The organism is Clostridium homopropionicum DSM 5847, from assembly GCF_001263795.1.
Classification (GTDB): domain Bacteria; phylum Bacillota; class Clostridia; order Clostridiales; family Clostridiaceae; genus Clostridium_H; species Clostridium_H homopropionicum.
Genome location: NZ_LHUR01000031.1, coordinates 82,733 through 106,054 on the forward strand (window position 1 = coordinate 82,733; position 23,322 = coordinate 106,054).

20 protein-coding genes and 1 other annotated feature are annotated in these 23,322 nt (G+C 30.6%); of the genes, 6 read left to right on the forward strand and 14 right to left on the reverse strand.

All coding sequences use genetic code 11. From position 1 onward, the window contains the following. Window positions 1-85: 85 nt before the first annotated feature. From CLHOM_RS13190 to CLHOM_RS13225, 8 genes are all read right to left on the reverse strand, one after another. Window positions 86-910 (reverse strand): YhfM domain-containing protein, encoded by an 825-nt coding sequence (locus tag CLHOM_RS13190; RefSeq protein ID WP_052222157.1) that lies wholly within the window; start codon window positions 908-910, stop codon window positions 86-88. An 88-nt stretch (window positions 911-998) separates the two neighbouring features. After that, entirely contained in the window at window positions 999-1,580 is a 582-nt protein-coding gene (locus tag CLHOM_RS13195; protein WP_052222158.1) for a hypothetical protein, read from the reverse strand. Between the two features lie 102 nt (window positions 1,581-1,682). Beyond that, window positions 1,683-2,981: a DUF7922 domain-containing protein gene (locus CLHOM_RS13200; RefSeq protein WP_052222159.1), complete on the reverse strand. Its 1,299-nt coding sequence runs from the start codon at window positions 2,979-2,981 to the stop codon at window positions 1,683-1,685. 157 nt (window positions 2,982-3,138) lie between these two features. Beyond that, window positions 3,139-3,984: a 16S rRNA (adenine(1518)-N(6)/adenine(1519)-N(6))-dimethyltransferase RsmA gene (gene rsmA, locus CLHOM_RS13205; protein WP_052222160.1), complete on the reverse strand. Its 846-nt coding sequence runs from the start codon at window positions 3,982-3,984 to the stop codon at window positions 3,139-3,141. Next, on the reverse strand, window positions 3,965-4,528 hold the full coding sequence (rnmV, locus tag CLHOM_RS13210; RefSeq protein WP_175478664.1) for a ribonuclease M5: 564 nt from the start codon (window positions 4,526-4,528) through the stop codon (window positions 3,965-3,967). The genes rsmA and rnmV overlap by 20 nt, the downstream gene beginning before the upstream one ends. Window positions 4,529-4,663: 135 nt before the next feature. Continuing rightward, window positions 4,664-5,713 carry a ubiquitin-like domain-containing protein gene (locus CLHOM_RS13215; RefSeq protein WP_052222162.1) on the reverse strand — a complete coding sequence of 350 codons (1,050 nt, stop codon included), beginning with the start codon at window positions 5,711-5,713 and terminating at the stop codon, window positions 4,664-4,666. A gap of 277 nt (window positions 5,714-5,990) precedes the next feature. Beyond that, entirely contained in the window at window positions 5,991-6,758 is a 768-nt protein-coding gene (locus CLHOM_RS13220) for a TatD family hydrolase (protein ID WP_052222163.1), read from the reverse strand. Window positions 6,759-6,951: 193 nt separating this feature from the next. Continuing rightward, entirely contained in the window at window positions 6,952-8,478 is a 1,527-nt protein-coding gene (locus tag CLHOM_RS13225) for a DUF445 family protein (protein ID WP_052222164.1), read from the reverse strand. A 164-nt stretch (window positions 8,479-8,642) separates the two neighbouring features. Between CLHOM_RS13225 and CLHOM_RS13230 the strand changes: the two genes are divergently transcribed. Beyond that, window positions 8,643-9,377, forward strand: a complete 735-nt coding sequence (locus CLHOM_RS13230) for a DUF3298 and DUF4163 domain-containing protein (protein ID WP_052222165.1) — start codon at window positions 8,643-8,645, stop codon at window positions 9,375-9,377. 113 nt (window positions 9,378-9,490) lie between these two features. On the opposite strand, the gene metG is transcribed toward CLHOM_RS13230, so the two are convergent. Both metG and CLHOM_RS13240 read right to left on the reverse strand, forming a co-directional pair. Then, window positions 9,491-11,428 (reverse strand): methionine--tRNA ligase, encoded by a 1,938-nt coding sequence (gene metG / locus CLHOM_RS13235; RefSeq protein WP_052222166.1) that lies wholly within the window; start codon window positions 11,426-11,428, stop codon window positions 9,491-9,493. A 107-nt stretch (window positions 11,429-11,535) separates the two neighbouring features. After that, window positions 11,536-11,787, reverse strand: a binding site (T-box leader). Between the two features lie 54 nt (window positions 11,788-11,841). After that, the gene (locus tag CLHOM_RS13240) at window positions 11,842-12,333 is read right to left on the reverse strand and encodes a hypothetical protein (RefSeq protein ID WP_139205646.1); all 492 of its coding nucleotides are present in this window, start codon (window positions 12,331-12,333) and stop codon (window positions 11,842-11,844) included. Window positions 12,334-12,586: 253 nt separating this feature from the next. On the opposite strand from CLHOM_RS13240, the gene CLHOM_RS13245 reads away from it, so the two are divergent. The 4 genes from CLHOM_RS13245 to CLHOM_RS13260 all read left to right on the forward strand — a co-directional run bounded on the left by CLHOM_RS13245 (window position 12,587) and on the right by CLHOM_RS13260 (window position 17,286). Continuing rightward, entirely contained in the window at window positions 12,587-13,276 is a 690-nt protein-coding gene (locus CLHOM_RS13245) for a response regulator transcription factor (protein WP_052222167.1), read from the forward strand. After that, on the forward strand, window positions 13,272-14,666 hold the full coding sequence (locus CLHOM_RS13250) for a sensor histidine kinase (protein ID WP_052222168.1): 1,395 nt from the start codon (window positions 13,272-13,274) through the stop codon (window positions 14,664-14,666). Before CLHOM_RS13245 ends, CLHOM_RS13250 begins: the two co-directional genes overlap by 5 nt. Window positions 14,667-14,744: 78 nt before the next feature. After that, entirely contained in the window at window positions 14,745-16,334 is a 1,590-nt protein-coding gene (locus CLHOM_RS13255) for a hypothetical protein (protein ID WP_052222169.1), read from the forward strand. A gap of 37 nt (window positions 16,335-16,371) precedes the next feature. Continuing rightward, complete coding sequence (locus tag CLHOM_RS13260; protein WP_052222170.1) at window positions 16,372-17,286, forward strand: polysaccharide deacetylase family protein; 915 nt, start codon at window positions 16,372-16,374, stop codon at window positions 17,284-17,286. A gap of 151 nt (window positions 17,287-17,437) precedes the next feature. Here CLHOM_RS13260 and CLHOM_RS13265 read toward each other — a convergent pair whose 3' ends face one another. From CLHOM_RS13265 to CLHOM_RS13275, 3 genes are all read right to left on the reverse strand, one after another. After that, window positions 17,438-17,788, reverse strand: a complete 351-nt coding sequence (locus CLHOM_RS13265; protein WP_052222171.1) for a hypothetical protein — start codon at window positions 17,786-17,788, stop codon at window positions 17,438-17,440. A gap of 27 nt (window positions 17,789-17,815) precedes the next feature. Continuing rightward, window positions 17,816-18,376 (reverse strand): uracil-DNA glycosylase, encoded by a 561-nt coding sequence (locus CLHOM_RS13270; RefSeq protein ID WP_052222172.1) that lies wholly within the window; start codon window positions 18,374-18,376, stop codon window positions 17,816-17,818. 193 nt (window positions 18,377-18,569) lie between these two features. Further along, on the reverse strand, window positions 18,570-20,594 hold the full coding sequence (locus CLHOM_RS13275; protein ID WP_052222173.1) for a methyl-accepting chemotaxis protein: 2,025 nt from the start codon (window positions 20,592-20,594) through the stop codon (window positions 18,570-18,572). Window positions 20,595-20,961: 367 nt separating this feature from the next. Between CLHOM_RS13275 and CLHOM_RS13280 the strand changes: the two genes are divergently transcribed. Further along, window positions 20,962-22,311, forward strand: a complete 1,350-nt coding sequence (locus tag CLHOM_RS13280; protein ID WP_052222174.1) for an MATE family efflux transporter — start codon at window positions 20,962-20,964, stop codon at window positions 22,309-22,311. A gap of 60 nt (window positions 22,312-22,371) precedes the next feature. Here CLHOM_RS13280 and thrB read toward each other — a convergent pair whose 3' ends face one another. Continuing rightward, window positions 22,372-23,265 (reverse strand): homoserine kinase, encoded by an 894-nt coding sequence (gene thrB / locus CLHOM_RS13285; RefSeq protein WP_052222175.1) that lies wholly within the window; start codon window positions 23,263-23,265, stop codon window positions 22,372-22,374. Window positions 23,266-23,322 lie beyond the last annotated feature (57 nt).

The following is a 23,322-nucleotide window of genomic DNA, read 5'->3' on the forward strand; positions in this document are numbered from 1 at the left end:
GTTAAATATTACATTATAATTATAATTTACATTATACACTATAATTATATCTAAAAAATAAAAAACCATAGAAAAAAATCTATGGTTAAAAATTCTCCGGTTCCTTATCTTTTGTAAAACTAAATCTCCAAGAGCCTAATTCGTAATTATTTATAAAGTAATATTTATTTTCTTTTTTAGTGCTTTTATCGTAAAAAGTTATTATACATTTATATATATCAGTTTTATAGCCTTGTGTTTCTATATCCATTGTAATATCGTATTTATTTCTATCGTCATTTTGTATTATTTCACTTTTGCTATCAAGATTCCCAGAAAAATCTTTCAAATCCATACTTAAGATAAATTTTGCTACCTCTTCATCATTTATGTCTATACCTATAGTTTTTTTATCACCTGCAGATTTTCTATAATCTTTTACGGCCTTAAGCATTGATTGATAGTAAACATTATTGAATTCCTTTGGAATTCTTATATTCCAAAAATTTTTAATTATATCATCATCAAGCCTTTTAGAAACAATATATACTTTATCTTCACTATAAAGGTTTCCTGCATCTTTTTTGTCTAACCCTGCTACATAGCTGAATTTATGTACCTGCTTTACCCCTTCGTGAAACTCTAAAATATAATCTGGATCTAGAGTAATTTTATTATCCACTGGTTTTGAAGAAGAGAGTATATCATATAGATCTTTTATAGCATCTTTATCTGTTACTATAAAAGTAAACCCTTTATCTCTTTTATTTTGAATTACGACTTTACTTATCTTACCATCCCTTATGTAATCAAAATCTTTATTTTTAATTCCAAGACTTACTGCTGCATCGTCTATTCTCCCACAACCTGAAAAAATTGTACTAAACACAACAATGCAAATAAAAACTAACCAATAATTTTTTCTAGACACAAGCTTTCCTCCTAGGTTTTCTATACTATTCTATTAAATTATAATACTTTAGCTTGTATATGTAAATCAGTTATAATAGGCCATTTATTTACTTTAGAGATGCGGTTTTAACTATACTATCAAATAGTGCCACCATATCCTCTTTAAAATCTTTACTTTTCATAAAAAATGAAAACCTTAAGAACCCTTTAGGTTCCTTAATAAAGTATTCATAGGCAACATAATCTGTATCATTTGATTCCATAACATATTTTACTAAATAACCCACTTTATTATCTAACTTTAATGGTAAAGCACTGTAATTTTTTATTATATTTTGTTTTTCTGACACTTCTTTACTTTTATCTAAAAAACTCTTCAAATCCTGCTGTTCTCTCCATACTTGTACAAATCCATTTATAGTTAAATCTTTTGAGGTAAAGTCTTTATGATAAACTATTTCGTTCCCCGAAAAAATTCTGTCACTAGTACTCCATTCCTCTGGAAGCTTATACTTTAGTGATCCTCCCAGTCCGGTATACTCTTTCAATTGTCTTATATTATTTTGCATAAAACTTACTGTTTTCAAATGTCCTTTTAACATTTCACCAGTACCAAATAAAACACCCATTAAAAGCATCAGTGTAAAAAATACCTCTAGCTTTCTTTTATTCATTATTATTATTTTCATATTATTCCTCCATTGCTTAAATAAACTTTATATACTATATGAAATTTGTTCAAAAAATAGAATCTCAACTAACTACTTAAAATTAAGCAGTTAGTTGAGATTTTATTTTTTAACTGGAACTACTATTCTTGAATTTTTAAAATCATAGAACATTAGCCAATATCCATCATCACTCTTTTTATCATCTTTATATACCCATGTAACAAAACCTGTATTCCCACCATAAGGCTGATCTAAAAATCTTCTTGTTCCTGGTATTGCATAAACTAAATATTTGACCCGTCCCTTTAAATCTAGCTTATATCCAAATAAATAATGCCCACCTTTTCTTATATATGGTTGATAATTAAACATAGGATAATAAACCATTGTATATTTATTAAAGTGCATATATGGTCTCACGTTCATAAGTTTCTCATAAGGAACCTTATGCCACTTACATTTTCCTACTTCTTTACATATCTCCTTTACTTCCTCAAAGCCCTCTGAAATATCCTCAAAAAATTCCTCTAAATCCTCTTCATCATCTTCATCATCTTCATGAGAATACTCATATTCATGTTTATGATCATGTTTATGCTCACATTTATCATCATGATCATGTTCGTGTTCATATTCTTCTTCATGTTCACACTCATGGTGATGCTCATGATCATGCTTGTGGTGATCCTCATCTTTATTGCGGTTCTCATCTTTTTCTTCTATTTGCTGTTTCTCAATCGGATTTAATGCTTCCTCAAGCTTCTCATCTATTGAAGCCTTAATTTCTTCTTCTACAACTTTAGTTACTTTTTCATCTTCTCTATTTTCTATATTCAAATCAGGGACAGTGCTCTCATCTTTTTCTATGTTCTTTGCATTCTCAATATCACTTTCATATTTATCAAATATGTTATCTTTTTCTTTCTGACTTTTTAATTCAACTTCTTTTTCTTTTGCTTCACTTACTTGCCTTTTTACATTTTCCTGATTCTCAATTACTGCATAGCTTTTCCAATCCTCTAATTTACTTCCGCTTACAAACCCTGAAAGTATTCCATGAACACTTGAATCCTCTAAACTAACAATGGCAGCTCCTTTTATGCTTTCCATAGGTATGTTACTACTTGCAATATCCTCAGCACTGTATTCGCAAGAAACCTCAGCTCTGCCATAGTCATCTATATTTATTGTTCCAAGCTTTAAAAGTCTCTTATCAGCCTTTCTATCACAAATAAGAACCATGTAATAAGGATTTTTACTCCTTTTTAAATTTTGAACATAATATGAAACCTTGCATTTATCATTTTTTCTTTCTACCTTTGCATATCCAGTTGGAAACTTACTGCTATCCGTTGAATATCCTTTTTCATCTTCTTGTAATATAATAAAGTATCTACTATAACTTTTTTTAGTTGCCACCGGTTTTCCCCCCATACAACTTAATAAATCTTCTAGAATTTTTTCATTATTATAATATATGTTCATTTTTCAAAAAATGAACAAAATTTTTTAAAAACCAGAAATCTTTACTTTTTATATAATAAAAAAGGCCTAGCAAATTATTTAAAATAATCTGCTAAACCTTTTTAAACATATATATGCTATCGGCAAGTGCTGCGAATTCCTCAATAGAAAGAGTTTCTCCTCTTCTTCCAGGATTTATTTTCACCGCCTTAAAAGCTTCATCAATTTTATCAGAATCAATTACTCCAAGGCTTTTCACTGCATTTTTTAATGTTTTTCTTCTCATATTGAAGGATTGTCTTGCTACCTTAAAAAATAACTCTTCATCTTTAACCTCTACTTTAGGCTTATCTAATCTATCTAACCTAATTACAGTAGATTCTACCTTAGGCTGTGGTATAAATGAAGTAGGAGGTACCTTTCTCAAAATCTTTGTATTACAATAATATTGAACTAAAATTGACAGAGATCCATAGTCTTTTCCTCCCGGTTCTGCTGCTATCCTTTCTGCTACTTCTTTTTGAATCATTATTGTTAAGGATTTAAATTTATAACTTCCTTTTAGTAGTTTTGCTATTATAGGTGTAGTTACGTAATATGGAAGATTTGCAACCACCTTAACACTTTCTTCTGTACCAATAATTTCATTAAAATCTACCTTCAACGCATCCTTATGTATAAGCTGAAAATTATCAAAATCCTTCAGTTCTTCATTTAATATTGATATTAAATCATAATCTAATTCTATAGCACATACTCTTTTAGCCTTTTTAAGCAGTTCTCTTGTTAGAGTTCCAACCCCTGGTCCTATTTCAATAATTAAGTCCTCTTGACCAACTTCTGCACCACTAACTATATCCTCTAATACTGTATCATCTATTAGAAAATTCTGTCCTAAGCTTTTGGTAAATTTAAAATTATATTTTTTTACAACATCTCTAGTTGTCAGTTTCTGCATTACTTATCTCCTCATTTACTTTTTTTATAGCCTCAATAAATTCTTCTTTACTTATGCCATAGTTATTTAACCTAGTTATAAATTGTGCAGAATTGCAATATCCTATTCCAAGTTTACTTCCTAAGGTCTCTCGCCTTTGCTTCGCTTCTTTGCTCCCAGTTAAATTAAAGAAAAATAAATCTTCTGCAGCAAATACTGTTCTCTTCTCTTTAACTTCACATTTAGCATTTTCAAGAGCTTTTATTATGGCTTCTGGAGATGCATTTTCTACTCCAATATCCTCATCCTTTAATCCTTCTTGCTTTGTTATATAGGCATGTTTTACACCTTTTACTCTTTTAGATATTATTCTTCTTATCTTTTCTCCAGCAAAATCCGGATCAGTGAAGACAATAACTCCCTGCCTCTTTTGTGCTTCTTTTATTCTTTCTATTACTTCTGCATTTATTCCAAAGCCTCCAACAGCTATTATTTCCGCATCTACAGCTCTTTTAACAGCAGTTATATCGTCTCTTCCTTCAACTACAATTACTTCCTTTATCATCATTAAAATAAAAGCCTCCAAATAAATTTACCAAATGCCATACATTATATTTTTAACCATATATATTATTATGTCAAGTATATAGTGAAAAATCTATTCTATTTACATTACATAAAAAAATAGAGCGAAATCGCTCTATTTTATCACGTAAACATCTACGTATTTAACTCCCCACTTGTATACATGGCTGTCTGAACTAAAGTATAAATCTATTTTATTTCCTTTAATAGCACCGCCAATATCTTCGGCAATAGCATAGCCATATCCATCAATATATAATTTTGTTCCAAGTGGGATAACTGAAGGATCTACAGCAACAGTACTGTATCCTTCTGGATTTCTTTTTACTCTTGTCCCAGATGCGGTAATGCCAAAATACTTATCCCCAGGTTGTTTACCTGTATCCTTATAACTTTCAGTATAGGCAGTAGCTTTCATCCTGTATTTCGCAGAATAGCTTATGCTACCTCCACGTGAAAGCGCCATAGTTTTTAATGTACCCATAACAATTACTTTACTTGTTGGCTTTTTAGTTACCTTCTCTTGGACAACAGTCCTTGATACTTCTTTTCCATCTTGATAAACTATCTTTATAGATACTTCTTTTTCTCCCGCTGTTCCTTCTTGAACAACCTTCCTTTGTCCCTCTTTTAAGTCAGGGTCTTTTTTTACTTCAGTTGCAAATTGAATTGGTTCCATTTTCTTTTCGATTTTAGTATTAAATCTAGTTACAACGATTTTAAGACCACTTTTAATTAGCTCTCCTTTAGATGGAGAAACTTTGTCCTGTTCTCCTAGTTTTACCCCTTCCTCATTTAACATTTGTTCAACATTATCTGAGTTAGTTAAAACCGTCTTTTCTTGACCGTCCATTACTAGTTGAACATTAACAGCCTTTTCTACTTTTATAGTATCTCCCGATTTTATTTTTGAATTAATATTCGGTTCTACTATATCCTTAGGACCTAGTGTTACATTATTTTTACTCAATATGTCTTTTACCTTGCTTTTATATGTCATTACGCTGATTTCTTGACCATCAACTAAGATGTTTACGCTTTTTTCCATACTGAGTACTCCAATTGTTGTAGCACAGGTTACTACAAGTATAAGTACTCCAAGAAGCGCAACTTTAGGTCCACTAGAGAAGTAGGCTTTTATGCTGTCTTTGATTTTGTCTAACATAAATAAACCTCCTCGACAAAAGTGCATTAACCATTATACCCTCTAAAGTAATTTTCGTCAAATTCAGTTTCTTTTGTCCACTTAAAAAGTAAATAAAATACACCCTTTACATTGTTTTATCTTTTTCAAATTTTTGTTTTGTAGAAATATTTAATTAATATTTTTACGGTTATTTTAAATTATTTCCACATAGTATCTTTTTATTCTTGTTCTTCATAAAATGTTCATGGTGAATTCTATTTTCATTTTCTTCAAAAGTTTTTACTTATATTTTACACTAGAATTTTATTTTTAGCAAGTTTTTAGCATTATTAATGGTTATATATTCCAATTCATGTACTGGAATGCCTTTTATTTCGGATATTTTGTCTATTATATACTTTATATATTCAGATCTATTTCTCTTACCTCTATAAGGAGTAGGAGCCATATAAGGACAGTCAGTTTCCACTAAAAGCCTATCTAACGGAATCTCTTTTACTACCTCTAAAGCTTTTTTAGCATTTTTAAATGTAACAACCCCTGTAAATCCAATGTAATAACCAAGTTTTAAACATTCTCTTGCAAATTCCACACTACCAGAAAAGCAGTGTAACACCCCTGTAACCTCTGGAAATTCTTTTATAATGTCTAAGGTATCCTTATGTGCTTCTCTATCGTGAATTACTACGGGCAAATTCAATTCTCTTGCTAGCTCCATTTGTTTTCTAAATGCTGATTTTTGGACATCTTTTGGAGGATTTTCTTCCCAATAATAATCAAGCCCTATTTCACCAATTGCTTTTACCTTAGGGTTACTTGCCATATTCTTTATTTCTTCATAAGCTTCTTCAGTAAGTTCATCAGCATTTTCAGGATGTATTCCTACAGCTGCATAGAAAATAGGGTTTTCCATTGCAAGTTTAAGAGATGTCCTTGCCCCATCAAGAGATGCACCACAATTTAAAACTCCAACTATTCCATTTTCCATTAATTCTTTAAGCACTTCTTCTCTATCTTCATTAAAGCTATCATCATCATAATGAGCATGTGAGTCAAATATCATATCTGTTCCTCCAAATATCTAATATTTTTTAATGTTTTCATTCATAGAGTTAGGATTTTGCTGCGTAAACATTAAAAAGAAATCACTAGTCTCTAGTCGCTAATCACTAATAAATTAAAAACTATCTCTCATCGCAACAACCTAGTGACTAGAGATTAGGAATTAGCGACTAAGAATTTTACGTCGTAAAATTCTATATGGCTGCTATAATTGAGGAACCAAGTCCCATTATAAATCCAAGAAGAGCTCCCAGCCAAGTTATAGCATTAAGCTCTCTACTAGAAATCTCTAAAATTAATTTTTCTGCAAAAGAAACTTCAAAAGAGCTTATTTTTTCCTCAACAATTTTACTAATATCAAAAGCCCCAATAAATTCTTTAGCTCTTGTATTTAAAAATCTTTCAAAAATATCTTCGGCTATATTTGAAGATATTCTAGATATTTTTTCCTCTTTCCCCCTAGATAAGTCTGATATATTTAAATTAAATAGCTTTTCTATAGCATTGTTTGTATGTTCAACTATCTTTTCTTCTATCTCTTTACTGTTGACCATATAATCTATTTTTCTTCCCATATAGTCTACAACAATATTCTCTAAATTTATATTAGCCTTTTTAAATACTTCCTCTAATGTTTCTTCTTGATTAAATTTCCCTTCTAAAAATGCCGTTATATCCTCTATTAATTTATCTGTAATTAACCTATCAGATATAACATCACTTAAGTATTTAGCATTATTATTCTTAGTTTCTTCTGAAAGACTTAAAAGTACATCTGATAATTTATTTTGCATTATTTTATCTATTAATTCATTTATAAATAGTGCAATCTCCTTCTGAGTTTCTTCCTTATCTAAGTAACCCTCTAAAGCTGGCAAAACCTTGCTATATATTGTTTCTGGATTTAAAAACATAGCTATAACTGAGCTAACATTATTACTTATAAGATCTGCTAAAGCACTCTTAAGCTTCTTTTGAGTTTTCTCGTCCCTAAGCATACTTTTTATAGACATAGCTATTTCATGATTTTTGCTGTAAACATATACTTTTATAGTACCAATAAATCCATCAGGTATAACCTCATTTAAGGCTTTATCCATATCTTCTAATTCTGATAACTTGTTTTTAATCAGTTTTTCTATATTTCCTTTAAACTCCTCTGAAGTCTTAAAGTCCTTTGCTCTATCTACTAAAGTATTCTTTAAATCCTTGTAATAACTGCTTTCCAATATTACCTTAGGACTTTTAGAAAGCTCTTTTTTAATTTCATTTAAAATAAGTGCCTCAACTGCTTCTTTAAATTTATTTCTTCTTATAGAAGCTAATAATAAGTTTGTTACCTTACTCTTTAAGTATTCCTTAAATTTCCTAAAATTAGTGCCTAATATTTTAATACCTTGCTCCATTATAGTTAAGTTACTGTTCATTATTTCAATAGCTTTTTCTTCTACCCATCTTTTGAATTTCTCATCTAAACCATTATTTCGCAAAGCATCAAACATAGTATCCTGCGTTAACAGGTGATTCCCAATCGCTTCACCTGTGCTTTTTGCAAGCCTGCTTTGCTCCTTAGGAATTAGCCCTGGAGTAAAAGGTACTTTAATGCCAAAAATTCTTTTTTCAGTATGAGGACGAAACAACATTTTTATTGCTAGCCAGTTTGTTATGTAGCCGATAATTGCACCAACTATAGCTGAAAACAAAAATTTTGCGTATAGCATACTATTTTTACACTCCCTTTTCCTATTTTAGAATTTTATTTGCTTATTTCAATATATTACATTGTTATTCTAAATTCAACAACATTAATTGTTTCCAAGTAGGGATAAAGTAATCTAATCTAAAGAAAAATAATAAAAATATATACTTTTAGGAGGAATCATAGATGAAGTTCTTTTTAATTATTTCATTATTTTCAACATTAAGTTTCACCAATCCTTATTTATTGATTCGTAATAGTCCTTCTTCTTACAGTAATTACTTATCTGCCTTCACTATAATATTTAAATCTGCCCCTAAAATAATTTCAAAGGAAATATATTCAAAAGATGATTTATTAGAAGTAAAGCTAAAAATACCTCAGATTGAAAATATTAATCTATTTGAAAAAATTAATGCTGAACTTCTAAATGATGCCATAAGCTTCAAAAACGAAGTAGAATCAATAGCTAAAGAAAACTCACAAGAAGCTAAAAAATATGGACTTCCCAACACTCCTTATGCAGCCTTTTCTGATTATAAAGTGAATTTGAATAAAAATAATATACTTAGTTTATATATAGATTACTATCAGTTTACTGGTGGTGCTCATGGTTCCACTGTAAGAAAATGCTACAATTATGATCTTAATACCGGTGAAAGATTACGTCTAAATGATTTATTTAAAGCTAATACATCTTATAAAGAAATAATTAATAAAGAAATAGAGAATCAAATTAATAAAAACAAAGGAATTTACTTTCCTGAATATTTTAAAGGCATATCAGATAATCAGTGTTTTTCAATTGATAAGGATAACCTTATTATTTATTTTCAGCAATATGATATTGCTCCTTACGCTGCAGGAATTCCTGAATTTAAGATATCTCTTTCTAAATTTAATCTTGATTTTACAAGGTAAAAATATAGGACTGTCCCCGTAAAAAATCCGGGGACAGTCCCATATTTCTACTCAAATAAAAAAGCCTAGAGATTATTTGTAATATCTCTAAGCTTCTTTGTTTATAATAAGTATTATTTTACAATGCTTCCTGTTGATAATTCTCCTGGATTTACTGCAAAAAGTTTATCTTTATCATCAGAAGCAGCAAGAATCATGCCCTGTGATAATTCACCTTTTAATTTTACTGGTTTCAAGTTTGCAACTAAAACTACATACTTTCCAACTAGTTCTTCTGGTTTATAATATTTTGCAATTCCAGAAATAACCTGTCTCTCTTCTCCTCCTAAATCCACTTTTAGCTTTAAAAGCTTATCTGCTTTTTTAACAGGTTCGCAAGCAAGTACTTTTACAACTCTTAAATCAATCTTTTCAAAGTCTTCTATTGTTATTTCTGACTTTATAGGCTTCATTTCAGTATTTTTTACTGCAGCTTCCTTCTTTTGATTCTCTTGTAATTTTGCAAGCTCTTCTAGTTTCTTTTCTACATCTATTCTAGGGAATATTACTTCTCCTTCTCCAACCTTTGTTCCAGCTTCAGTTCCATCAAATGAAACTAAACTGTCCCAAGTTGTTTTGCTTGCATTTAACTGTCTATTAATTTTTTCACTTGTTTCTGGTAAAAACGCTGAAAGCATTACAGATATTATTCTAAGGCTTTCAATTAGGTTATATAGAACAGTTCCAAGTCTTTCTTTTTTATCTTCAGCCTTTGCAAGAACCCATGGCATTGTTTCATCAATATATTTGTTGCTTCTTCTAACTACTGCCCAAATCTCATCTAAAGCTTCTGGAAGTTTTAATGCATCCATTCTTCCTTCAACCTTAGTAGGTGCTTCAAGAGCAACTTTGATTAATTCTTCATCTATTGCTTCCTTTGCATTAGGTGCTTGAATTATTCCATCAAAATATTTATGAACCATAGCAATAGTTCTATTTACAAGATTTCCAAGATCGTTAGCTAAATCTGAATTTGTCTTCTTAATAAATATTTCACTTGTATATAATCCATCTTGTCCAAATGGTATTTCATGTAGCAGATAATATCTTACTGCATCAGTTCCAAAATGTTTAACTAGAGTTACTGGATCTACCACATTTCCCTTTGATTTTGACATCTTGCCGCCGTCAACTAATAACCATCCATGCCCAAATACTTGCTTTGGAAGCGGCTGTCCTAAAGCCATAAGCATAATTGGCCAGTAAATTGTGTGGAATCTCAAAATATCCTTTCCGACAAGGTGAACATTTGCAGGCCAAAATTTCTTGTATAATTCATCATTACTATTCTGGAATCCAAGAGCAGTTGCGTAATTTGCAAGAGCATCTATCCAAACATATATAACATGCTTTTCATCAAAGGTTACAGGTATTCCCCAATTGAAAGAAGTTCTTGATACGCATAAATCTTGTAGACCTGGTCTCAAAAAGTTGTTCAACATTTCATTCTTTCTTGATTCAGGTTGAATAAATTCCGGATGATTTTCTATATACTCTATAAGACTATCTGCATATTTTGACATTTTAAAGAAATAAGCTTCTTCTTTTGTCTTTTCTACTGGTCTTCCACAATCAGGACACTTTCCGTCAACAAGCTGAGTTTCTGTCCAGAAAGATTCGCAAGGAGTACAATAAAGCCCTTCATATTCACTTTTGTATATATCTCCTTGATCATATAATTGCTTAAATATCTTTTGAACTGCTTCTATATGATAGTCTTCAGTAGTTCTTATAAATTTATCGTAGCTTACATTCATCATTTTCCACAATTCTTTAATACCAGCTACTATTTCGTCTACATATTCTATTGGTGTAATGCCCTTTCCTTCAGCCAATCTTTGAATCTTTTGTCCGTGCTCATCTGTTCCTGTTAGAAAAAAAGTTTCATATCCTGTAAGTCTCTTAAATCTTGCTATAGCATCTGCTGCTACAGTTGTATAAGTATTGCCAATATGAAGATTGGCTGATGGATAATAAATTGGTGTAGTAATGTAATAAGTTTTTTTATTCACCTTAATTCCTCCTTTTTCAGTTGAGAATATTTATACTCAACTCTTTTATTCCCATTTTTAAAATATAAAGTTAAAATAAAAAACCTCTAAGCAAGTAATTTATCTTGCTTAGAGGCGTAGTTTACGCGTTACCACTCTAATTTGTTTTTCCCTCACAGAAAAAACCTCAAAAAGTGACTCCTTGATTGCATAATCAATTTTATCACCTTGCAGTATAACGGCTGCTTCCGTGCTATCCTAAAATATTCAGATAGCCCGCTCCAAGACCATGTTCATAAATTTCCATGTCACCAGCTTTCACCTACTCTGGCTCTCTTTTTGACACTTTCATTTACTACTCTTCTTTTCAATGCATTTACTACTGTAAATCCTCACTAAAATATTATGACAAATCTCCTAATATGTCAATATTATTATCTAGCATCAAAATAATTATTCCATTTTTCTCGTTCTCTTTCAGTTTTATATTTTTCATGCATTAGAACGCTTCCAAGGGCAATTGCTACAGATCCAGCCACTCCCATTGCTACTATAAGTCTTGAAGTAAAGTGTCGTGACTTTTGAAGTTGACTGTCCCTATGGATGTTACTAAGTTGGGCAAAAATTCTATATATATCTCTTCTCTCTTCTTGTGATATGTCGTCTCTTTTAATTACCTCAGCAAGAATTTCTTTCACTCTGTCAAGTGACTCATTATTTTTCATATGTATTTCTTTTTCATTATCTAAGGCAGTTATTAGATGCTTTATCTCTTGATTTAAGGCAAAAGTCGCAAGGGCCATTTCTCCACTTGTAGTATACGCATATATAATTCTGTTTAAAATTTGAGCTACTGGCTCAGTTAAATTTTCAGCTTTATTAATTCCTTGGGATTTTCCAAATATACTTAATTTTTTGAAAGCCATATTTACACCTCTTTTATAAAAGCTTTTTTCAAATATCATCTATACTATAATTATAAACATAAATTCACCTTTTAATCTATTATATTATTTCGTTATTCATAATGCAATGAAATAAGCCTAGTGTCGAATAGATTAAAATATTAACCCTTATGTTACTTTTTAATTACTTATAATAGGTTATAATTATCTTATTATGTTATGGAATTATAGAAGTTGAAATAGCTTCTATCTTAAAAATCTTGGAGGTACCTTTATGAATAATAAAGTTTTAATCATAGAAGATCAGGAATCCATTAGAAAGTTTATAAAGCTGGCTTTAGAGAAGCAATCTTTTAAAGTTGTACAAGCTTCTTCAGGAGAAGAAGGAATTGAAAAAGTAATTTCAGAAAGTCCCCAAGTGGTTGTTCTAGATATCATGCTTCCTGGAATTGATGGCTTTAAAGTTTGCGAAATCTTAAGAAAAGAGTATCCTAACATTGGAATAATAATGTTGACAGCTCTGGGACAGGACATTGATAAAATCAAAGGGCTAGAATTTGGAGCAGATGATTATATGGTCAAACCTTTTAATCCTTTAGAATTATCTGCCCGAATTAACTCAATTATAAGGCGAATGACTCTGGTTTCAGATAGTACTTCTAATATACTAACTTCCGGGCCATTTAAAATCGACTTAGATTCTAAAATTGCTTACAAAAATGATGAAATATTAAATCTTACTCCAAAAGAATTTTTTCTTTTAAAAGTATTTATAGAGAATATGAACAAGGCTTTAAGTAGAGATAAATTGTTAGATTTAGTGTGGGGTTATAATTTTGTAGGAGACCCAAAGATAGTGGATGTTAATGTACGACGTCTTAGAAATAAGTTAGAGGATTCACCTTCTTCCCCTTGCTATTTGGAAACCGTTTGGGGAATGGGATACAGGTGGAAGGAGGATTAGCTTGAAATCTATAAGAAAAAAAATAATCTCTAGCTATCTGCTTGTAATTTTTTTAACTATTCTTATATGTGAGATATTGTTAATTACTTCTGTTCAAAAATATTACTACAATAATGCTAAAGATTTATTATCTAATCAAATAAAATTATCTGCTGATTTTTATAATACTTATTTATCTTCAACTGGGCTAAGAGAAAATGTTGCAAATGATGTAGATGTGTTTTGGAAAAATACTACTTCTGAGGTACAAATTATAGATACATCCGGGAAAATTCTCATGGATTCAATAGGTCACTATGATTTTCAGCTGATTAATTCACCTGACTTCACTGAAGCCTTGTCTGGAGAAATGGGAATTTTTTTCTATAAACCCCAAGGCTCAAGTGAAACCCTTCTATCTGTAGCCCTTCCATTGAAAAATGGTACAGAAAATGAAGGTGTCTTAAGGTTTATTACATCTTTAAAATATGTAGATAAAAGTATTAACTTGATTTCATTATACTTAATATTAATTGGTGCCTTCGTAATTATATTATCTGGAATGGTAAGCTTACTTATAGCTAATAAAATAACTAGCCCAATAGAAAAAATAACCCTCGGTGCGAAAGAAATGGCTTCTGGAAACTTTAAAGATAAGATCACTTTAGCTTCTAAAGATGAATTAGGGAAACTTGCAAATACATTAAATTATATGTCTGAAGAGATATTAAAAAATGAAAACTTGAAAAATGAATTTATTGCGTCAGTCTCTCATGAGCTTAGGACACCACTTACTTCAATTAAAGGCTGGGCAATTGCATTAAGTTTATGTACTCCTGAAGATAAGGAGCAATTTCAAGATGGTTTAAGCATAATAGAACAGGAATCTGATAGATTAACTTTATTGGTTGATGAACTTTTAGACTTCTCAAAGCTAATATCCGGTAAAATTGTTCTAAACAAAGATTATATAGATCTAAAAGATTTATTAGACAATACCGAAAAACAGCTTTTACCTAGAGCACAAAGAGAAAACATACGGCTTTCAGTTAATCATTGCAACCCCGTTCCCTATATCTTAGCCGATGGCAATAGACTAAAACAGTTATTTATGAATATATTAGATAATTCATTAAAGTTTACATCCTCTGGTGGTGAAGTAAAAATTACTACAGAAGTTGAAAAAAATATGGTAAAAATAATTATTCAAGATACAGGCTGTGGAATACCTGAAGAGGATTTACCAAAGGTCACAGAAAAGTTCTACAAGGGTAAAAACGTGAAGTCTAATAATGGCATTGGATTGTCCATTTGCAAAGAAATTGTTTCTTTGCATAAGGGCAGCCTTCATATAAAAAGTGAAGTAAATGTTGGTACAGAGATTATAGTGAAACTTCCAATTGAAGTTTAATAATTTGTAGTAATTTTAATAACTTTGTTACCTTTTGCAACTTATTATTTTGTAATATGTTATAGGAGGCTTATATATATGAGCTATTATAAAAAAATTATATTAATTATTGGGTTCACCATGATTAGCTTTTTATTGTGCAGCTGTACCCCTAAAGATATTTCTGACACAGTTAAAATCTCCTCACCTGATAATTATGAAATGCCCTTAACTGGGGATTGGGTCGTAAGTAAGCAATATAATAAAAATTTAGAATCAGGAAATAGTGTAACTCCTGAAACTGAAGCATCCGTTGGAAAAATTGTATCTATAAATAAAAATGATATAGTTTTATTTGACAAAGAATGCTTTAATCCAGAATTTAAAATAAAAACAGTAGACAGTAAAAGCTATTTAGTGAGCAAATTTGAAATTAATCCAGAAGCTTTAGATATTTCACAATCAGAAATTCAAATAGTTACTGTAACTCAGAAGGATAATTTTTTTGCTTCTTTTATAATGCTTGATAAGGACAATATTATCACTTATATAGACGGGTTTTTCTATCACTTGGTGCCAAAGCTTAATGAAGATAAAAATAATAACCAAGCAAACAAAAAAGAATCTAATATAAAGAGTGCATCTCAAAGCAATAAAGTGCAAGATAGGATAATAAATAGCGAAAAATTATTGTATTCATCTGAAATACAGAAGCAGCTTAGTTCAGGCATACTCCTTGGTTTAAAGTCCTATGAAAGTAAAGGAAACAACATTGAAATCCCTGTATATAGGACTCTCTGGATCAATCTAGGAGCTTACTCTGAAAAACCATCTATCGATGTGATTCCTCGCTTAATAGTTCCACGAAAAAGTGGGTTTTGGTTTGTAGATGTTGAAAATAAATTGAAAAGTTCTCACGTCGAAAGTTCAATTTTTGTTTATCCTATAAACAAAAATATTCAACAAAAATCTCAAGAAAGTGGTATAATTAATGGTGGTCAAGCCTACACGGGAGTTGATATTTTCTTTATTGGCAACGATTATATCTCCCTGGAGCTTAATGGAAGTAAATTTAATTCTAATGCTAATAATTCTAACACAAGTTTTCTTAGACTCTATGCTTTGGATACTATAAACTCAAAAAATAGTTCGCCAATTATTATATCCAATCTCCTTGGCGAAGATGCCATCAAAGCATTAAATCAAGGTGCGGCTGCATATTTAACCTCACTTAATTTTAACGAAAGGCAAAAGATGGAGCAAATTCCTAGTAATTATAGCTTTGGAATAATTAGGAGGAATGGAAAGTGGGTACTTCGCGGAAGATTGAATGAGCTTGACATTTTGTCAGAAAAATCCTCTGAAAATAGTAATCTTGGGGATTTTGATATTCCAATAATCCTTACTAAGGATATTGTAGCTTATGATTCCTTGTATCCATCTTGGAGCATTATTAAAGAAATGGTTCCAGAGGCTGTCGATGCTTATTCTTCACCAAATAGGCATTATGTAATTGTAATCACCAAGACTTCCTTAATTGTATATAATGTTACGGATGGGCGTTTAGGATCATCACCTTTGTTAACCTTTAATCTTAATTCGAAAGAAAATATCATAATGTCTCAATGGTCTACTGGTAGCTATGTGAGAACTTGGGATGAACAAATGAAAAAATTAATTAAACAGTAGACGTACTAATCTAGCTGTTCTAAGGGATGGGGTAAAATTGAGAAAAACACATAAAAGAGGAAACATCAAAAATATAATAATTGTGATAATAAGTTTTATGTTTCTATTTTCTATAGGCTTTGTAGCTGGGACTAAACTCCTTAATAAATCAAGCTCTACAGAAAATAATACCTTGACTAAAGATAACCAAGCTCTTCAAGGAAATAGAGATTCCGTTTTAAAAAATGTGGACAATGCTGGCGAAATAACGTCTCCTGACAAGAGCCAAACTAATACTGAAAATGCAAATAATACTACCAAAACCACGAACCCATCTTCTGAAGGTACTACTTCAACAAATAAAAACGGGGATAAAAGCGGGGACAGTGCTACAAAAAAGGAAGCATTTTTGACTTTTGATGATGGTCCAACTACGAATATAACTCCTAAAATTTTAAAAATATTAGATGACTATAATATAAAAGCAACTTTCTTTGTAGTAGGCCAAAATGCTGAAAATTACCCTGAATTGGTGAGAGAGGAAAGAGATAAGGGACATAGCATTGCTAATCATACTTATTCTCATGATTACAAATACATTTATGCTAGTACAAGCAATTTTATAAAAGATATTGAAAAAAACAATCAAGTATTAACTTCTATTTTAGGAGAATATAATAGTAAAATCATTAGATTCCCAGGAGGCTCCTTTGGAAGTAAAAGAGCTCCTTATAGGGAAGCTGTAAAAAAAGCTGGTTATACTTACGTTGATTGGAACGCTTTAAATGGAGATGCAGAAAAACTTAATGTTCCTGCTGATAAGCTGTTAGAGAATATAAAATCTACTGTTGGGAATCAAAATCATTTAGTAATTTTAATGCATGACTCTTCAACTAAAGCAACCACAGTAGAAGCTCTTCCAAAAATTATAGACTATTTAAAGAGTAAGGGATATGAGTTTAAAGCTATGTAAATACTAGCTTTAACACAATAATATAAATTTATAATAATATCCATGATATTTATTAAAAAATCTAAAGACCTAATGCTATAATTGAAGCATCAGGTCTTTTAAATTATTATATCCAAAAATGTTAGTAAAGTTTATTACTAATATAAATAAATTATTCTCGTTCTATCTCTAACATTATTTTATCTACAAAATTTTTATAATTAATTAAACTTGCATATAACTTTATATCTATCTTTGTAGAACTTTTACTTTTGTCTAAATATTTTCTAATTAATTCAACTAAAACTCCATTAAGACTATTTAAATTTTCATTTCTATAATTAATATTATTCAAATACTTTAATTTTTCCTTTATATCTTCCAATACTCCTAAAGTTTCTTCATTAAATATACTTAAATTTATATTTTTTATTTCTTGAAGAATATCTATTGTTTCTGATATTGTTTTTTCCAATATAGTCTTTTTTCTGCCACTTATAAATCTTACCATTTTCGATATCATAAATATCCTTTCTATACAACACTTATGTTAGTCATTCAAAGCATCATATTTTTTCTTAATCTCTTTAATATCTTCCCAAAATAATGCCTTTTTGCTTTCATCTCTAAATAGTGCAGCTGGATGGAATGTAGCCATGATTTGAACACCTTTTCTCTCAAACCATTTTCCTCTATCTCTTGTTATTTTAAAGTCTTCTCCTATTATATATTTAGAAGAAACTGCTCCTAAGCATATTATAATCTTTGGCTTAATTAGGGCTACTTGATTTCTAAGGTAAGGTAAGCAGGCTTGTGCCTCATCTTCCTTAGGAGTTCTGTTGTTTTCAGGTCTGCATTTACATACATTGGCTATATAAAAATCTTCTCCTCTTATCAGATTTACTGCTTTCAAAGCCTTCTCTAAGAGTTGACCAGCCCTACCAACAAATGGCCTTCCTGACTTATCCTCATCTGCTCCTGGTGCCTCTCCTACAAATAAAAGCTTTGCCTTTGGATTCCCCTCGCCAAAAACCATATTTATTCTATTATTACCTAGTTCACATCTTTTGCACTGGCAACACTGATTATACAATTCCCTCCACTGAAGCATAAAATTCACCTCTCAGCCTATTTCTTTCTTAAATAATAGCACAAAATATTGGGACTGTCCCTTAATTTATCTCAAAAAATAAGAAACCTTTCACTTTATAAATCTGAAAGATTTCTTATCCTTTGTCCGTAATTTTAAGAAGGTTTATGAGGTTTATGGGACTGTCCCTATACTTTACCTCCCTATACTTTACCTATACTTTAAACACTTTTATTGCATCATATAATTCTTGTACCATTGTGTTAAGTTTTCCTATTGATGCTGCTAACTCTTGCATTGATGCTGCCTGCTCTTCTGTAGCTGCAGAAACTTCTTCAGAAGAAGCTGCAGTTTCTTCTGATACAGCAGAAACACTTTGAATATCATTAATTACAGTTTCCTTGTCATTATTCATATTACCTAAGGATGTTGTCATATTTTCAATCATTGAAGCTATATTAACAATATTTTTTGAGATATTCTCAAAGGTTTCACCTGTTTCGTTAACAGACTCAGTTTGCTCCTTTACAGCCTTTTTAACATTTGAAACAATGTTTACTGCATCATTTGTCTTATCTTGAATATCCATTACAATTCCTTCTATTTGTTTTGCAGAGTCTGCAGATTGTTCAGCAAGCTTTCTTACTTCTTCAGCTACTACTGCAAATCCTTTACCTGCCTCTCCAGCCCTAGCAGCTTCTATTGCAGCATTTAAAGCTAGTAAATTCGTTTGTTCAGCAATGTTACTTATTGCTTCTATTATTGCTCCTATATTGGAAGAGCTTGTCTTAAGTTGATCCATAATTTGTGATACTTTTTCAACTTCTTTATCATTTTCATCTGTTTTATCAAATAAGGTCTTTACAATATTTTTGGAATTAGCATTAATTTTTAATATATCATCAGCATTTAATTTCATCTTCTCAGAAAATTCGTTAAGCTTTTCTATTTCATTACCAACCATAGTCATTTTGTCTACTACAGTTTCAACGTTTTCTGATTGATGAGAAGAGCCTTGAGCTATTTGCTGAACTGTCTTTGCTACCTCATCAATTGATAAAGTGTAACTTTCTGAAGTCTCAACTAAGGTATCTGCCGTTGATGATACAGTTCCTATGGAATCTTCAATTTTCTTTACAAGCTCTCTAATCTTTTCTGCCATAGAATTAAAGCTATTAGCCAATTTACCAAGCTCATCTTTTGATTTAACATCACAATGTATAGTCAGATCTCCATTTGCAGCTTCCTCCATTAGAGACACAATTTTAACTATTGGTTTAGTTATGCTTCTTGATATAATAGCACCTAAACTAATTGAAGCAAAAATAGCTACTAGAAAAATTATCGTGCTTGTCTTTAGCATAGCTGAGACAGCTTCATTCATATCACTAGTATTACGTGTTGTAGACAATACCCAATTTACATCAGGCACAACAGCGTAAGATTGAACCTTAGATTCTCCATTATACAAATATTCTTCTACAGCGCTCTCGACTTTTTCATTTCTCTTAATCTTTTCAATTACAGCAAGAATTACTGAGCTTTGTGTAGGCTTTGTAATATTTTCCTTGACAGGATGAGCTAATACCATTCCAGTAGAATCTACTAAATAAGCATAACCTGTTTTACCTATCTTTATTTTATCCAAGTGCTTAGTAAACAAGTCTACATATACAGAGTTTACCATAACACTAATTACTTTTCCCGTTTCATCCTTCACAGGAGAAGCAAAAGTTATAATTGCTCTGCCATCTACTTTAGAAATAATAGTATTACTAATAGTAGTTTGCCCAAGCATTGCTTTTTTAAAGTAATCCCTTTCTTTTATATTTATCTTCAAAGTCTTAGGATTACTATCTGCAAAAATAATTCCATTAGAATCCGCTACAAATAAATGTTCATGTAGTTCTATTTTACCGAACCTATCCTTTAAAAAATTATTTGCTTTTATACTTTCTGCATATCCCTTTGTAAAAAACCCTTCAGTAGGATCATTTTGTCTAACTTTTGAAACATCAATTATTTGGCTGCTAGATGCAAGTAGCTCTGATTGACTTTTTTCTCCAATAATTAATGCATATATAGTTTGACTTTCTTGAGAACTTACATTTAATAAAGCTTGTCTGTTTTGGCCATTTATTGTTCTTGAAGCAATCATATAGGATAATAAACTTGTAATTGCTAAAGTAATAATTACCAAAGCAGAAATCATTATAGGAAGTTTTTTCCTAATAGTCATATTTTCCCCCTCCATTAGCGTACATGCTTTAAATTTCATAACCTACTTTGTAAATTTTTCGTTAAAATTAACATAATATAATTTATCGAATTTTGATTAAAAATCTTTAGTTTTTATTAAATTAATATACAGCATTAATAATTATAATCAAAGTTTTAAAGGTTTATCAAGGTTTTCTTGTATGTTTATGGTGATTAATGAAAAATTTTTTATGCAATCTTTAAATTATCGGTCGAATATTGATATTAAATTCTTAATTATTATAGTCTTACAAAATATATTACCTTGTGTAATACTTCCAAATACAATACTATATATAATGTATCTTTAATATTATATTTTCTGTTTTTTAAGGGGATCTAGAATTATGTTATACAATGTAAAGGTAATTAAAAATGTCTTAAAATTAGCTCTTCCTGCTGTGGGAGAAATGATTTTGTATATGACCATATGGGTTTTTGATACTATGATGGTTGGGAAGTACGGAGGTCAAACTGCGGTTAGTTCTGTAGGTTTAAGCTCTGAAATTCTATATACTTTTGTAAATATGCTTATATCAGTTGGTATCTCTGTTGGAATTACTTCCTTAGTGGCAAGACGATATGGAGCAAAAGAATTATCTTCAGCTGAAGAATATGCTACTATCGGTTTTTTTATAGGCGTTATCATAGCCTTAATTTTATCAATATCAATGTTCACGTTTTCTAGACAAATATTAATTTTCGGTGGAGCTAAGCTAGATGTAATCGGTCTAGGAGTTATGTACATGAGGATTGTATCCCTAGGACTATTCTTTAATATGCTGACAAGTATGATGAATGCTGTATTAAGAGGTTATGGGAATACTAAAACTCCATTAATTATATCTTTTATAATAAATATTATTAATATTGCTTTAGACTGGGTACTTATCTTTGGAAGACTAGGATTCCCTGAACTTGGAATTAAAGGAGCTGCAATAGCCACTGCTACTGCACATATTTGTGGATTTATCTTTGCCATAACTTACATGAAAAGCAAATCAAAAATAAAGATTAAACCAAAATATATAATATATCTTAATAAAAGAAAGTTAACAAATATACTAACCCTCTCAATACCTTCTTCCTTACAAGAGGGTGCATTTAGCATAAGTCGTCTTATAAGCACATTCATGATTATGCATATTGGACAAACTGCATTTGCTGCGAACCAAATAACGACGACCATTGAATCCATCTCATTTATGCCTGGCTGGGGATTTGGAATTGCAGCAACAACTTTAGTAGGCCACAAAATTGGAGAAAAAAACATTAGAGAAGCTAAAGTATATTCTTATACCTGTGCTGCTCTAGGAACTGTATTTATGGGTATATGTGCTATTACGTTTCTAATAGCTCCTAATTTTTTAATATCTTTATTTATTAAAGAAACTGAGAAAGAAGTTATTCGTTTAGGAGCCTTTTGCCTTATGGTAGCTTCTGTTGAACAAATACCAATGGCAATTTCATTAATTTTGAATGGCTCTTTAAAAGGTGCTGGAGATACAAAAACACCTTTTATTATATCTTTAATATCCAGTTGGGGCATACGTCTGCCTTTAATGTTTTTGTTTATATATATCCTTAAGGTTTCGGTAATTTATGTTTGGTGGATTACTTCTATTCAGTGGATATTTGAAGGAATTTTAATGATAATACTATTTAATAAAAAGTTTAAGTCTTTTGAAAAAAGCTAGGGACAGTCCCATAAATTTAAATTATGGGACTGTCCCTGATTTTCTCTTTATCTTATGCTTCTATTCAAGCACTTTTATTCCTTCAAAATCTGGTTTTAACAAATGAACTTGCCAATTATCTTGAAGTTTACTTAGGAATGTCTTCATATTTTCACAAAATTCCATATCGTCACCCTTTACCATTGCAATAAGTGTAGATCCTGACCCACTTATTACTTCTGCTAAAGAACCATACTTTTTAGCTGCTGCAAATACCTCGTCTATATCTCTTATTAAATTTTTTCTGTAATTTTGATGAATTTTATCTTGTACACTTACTCTTAACTTTTCATAGTTACCATTATTCATTGAATTTACTAACATTGCTGCTCTTGAAACATTAAATACACATTCTTCTCTTGAATAATCTTTAGGTAGCACTGTTCTGGCATCTTCAGTGCTAAGTTTATAGTCCGGTATCATAACAAATAGTCTTAAATCATCAGGTACATTCACCTTAGAATATAGTACTGTCCCCTCATTTACTAATGAAATGGTCATTCCACCTACTACTGCTGGGACAATATTATCAGGGTGTCCCTCAACCTTTACTGCTTCATTTATTATATCTTCTTCAGTTAAAATTCCTCCCATTACAACATTTGCAGCAAAAATACCTGCTACTATACATGTTGCACTGCTACCAAGACCTCTAGATATAGGAACATCACATTTTGTTAAATTTAATCTGATTCCGTTGCACTTGTGATTATATTTATTAAGAGTATCTATAAAGCTTGTATAAATTAAGTTATCTTCTAAAGCTATAGGTGATGGTTGTCCATTTTGCAAAAATTCAATTTTCCCGTCTATTTGTTCCAAAGTAATTTCATTATATATATTCAAAGCCATACCAAAACTATCAAATCCAGGTCCAATATTTGCAGTAGTTCCAGGCACCCTAAATCTTATCATAGAATTACACTCCCTCATTAGTATATAATTATTTGCATATTAATAACTTTATTATTA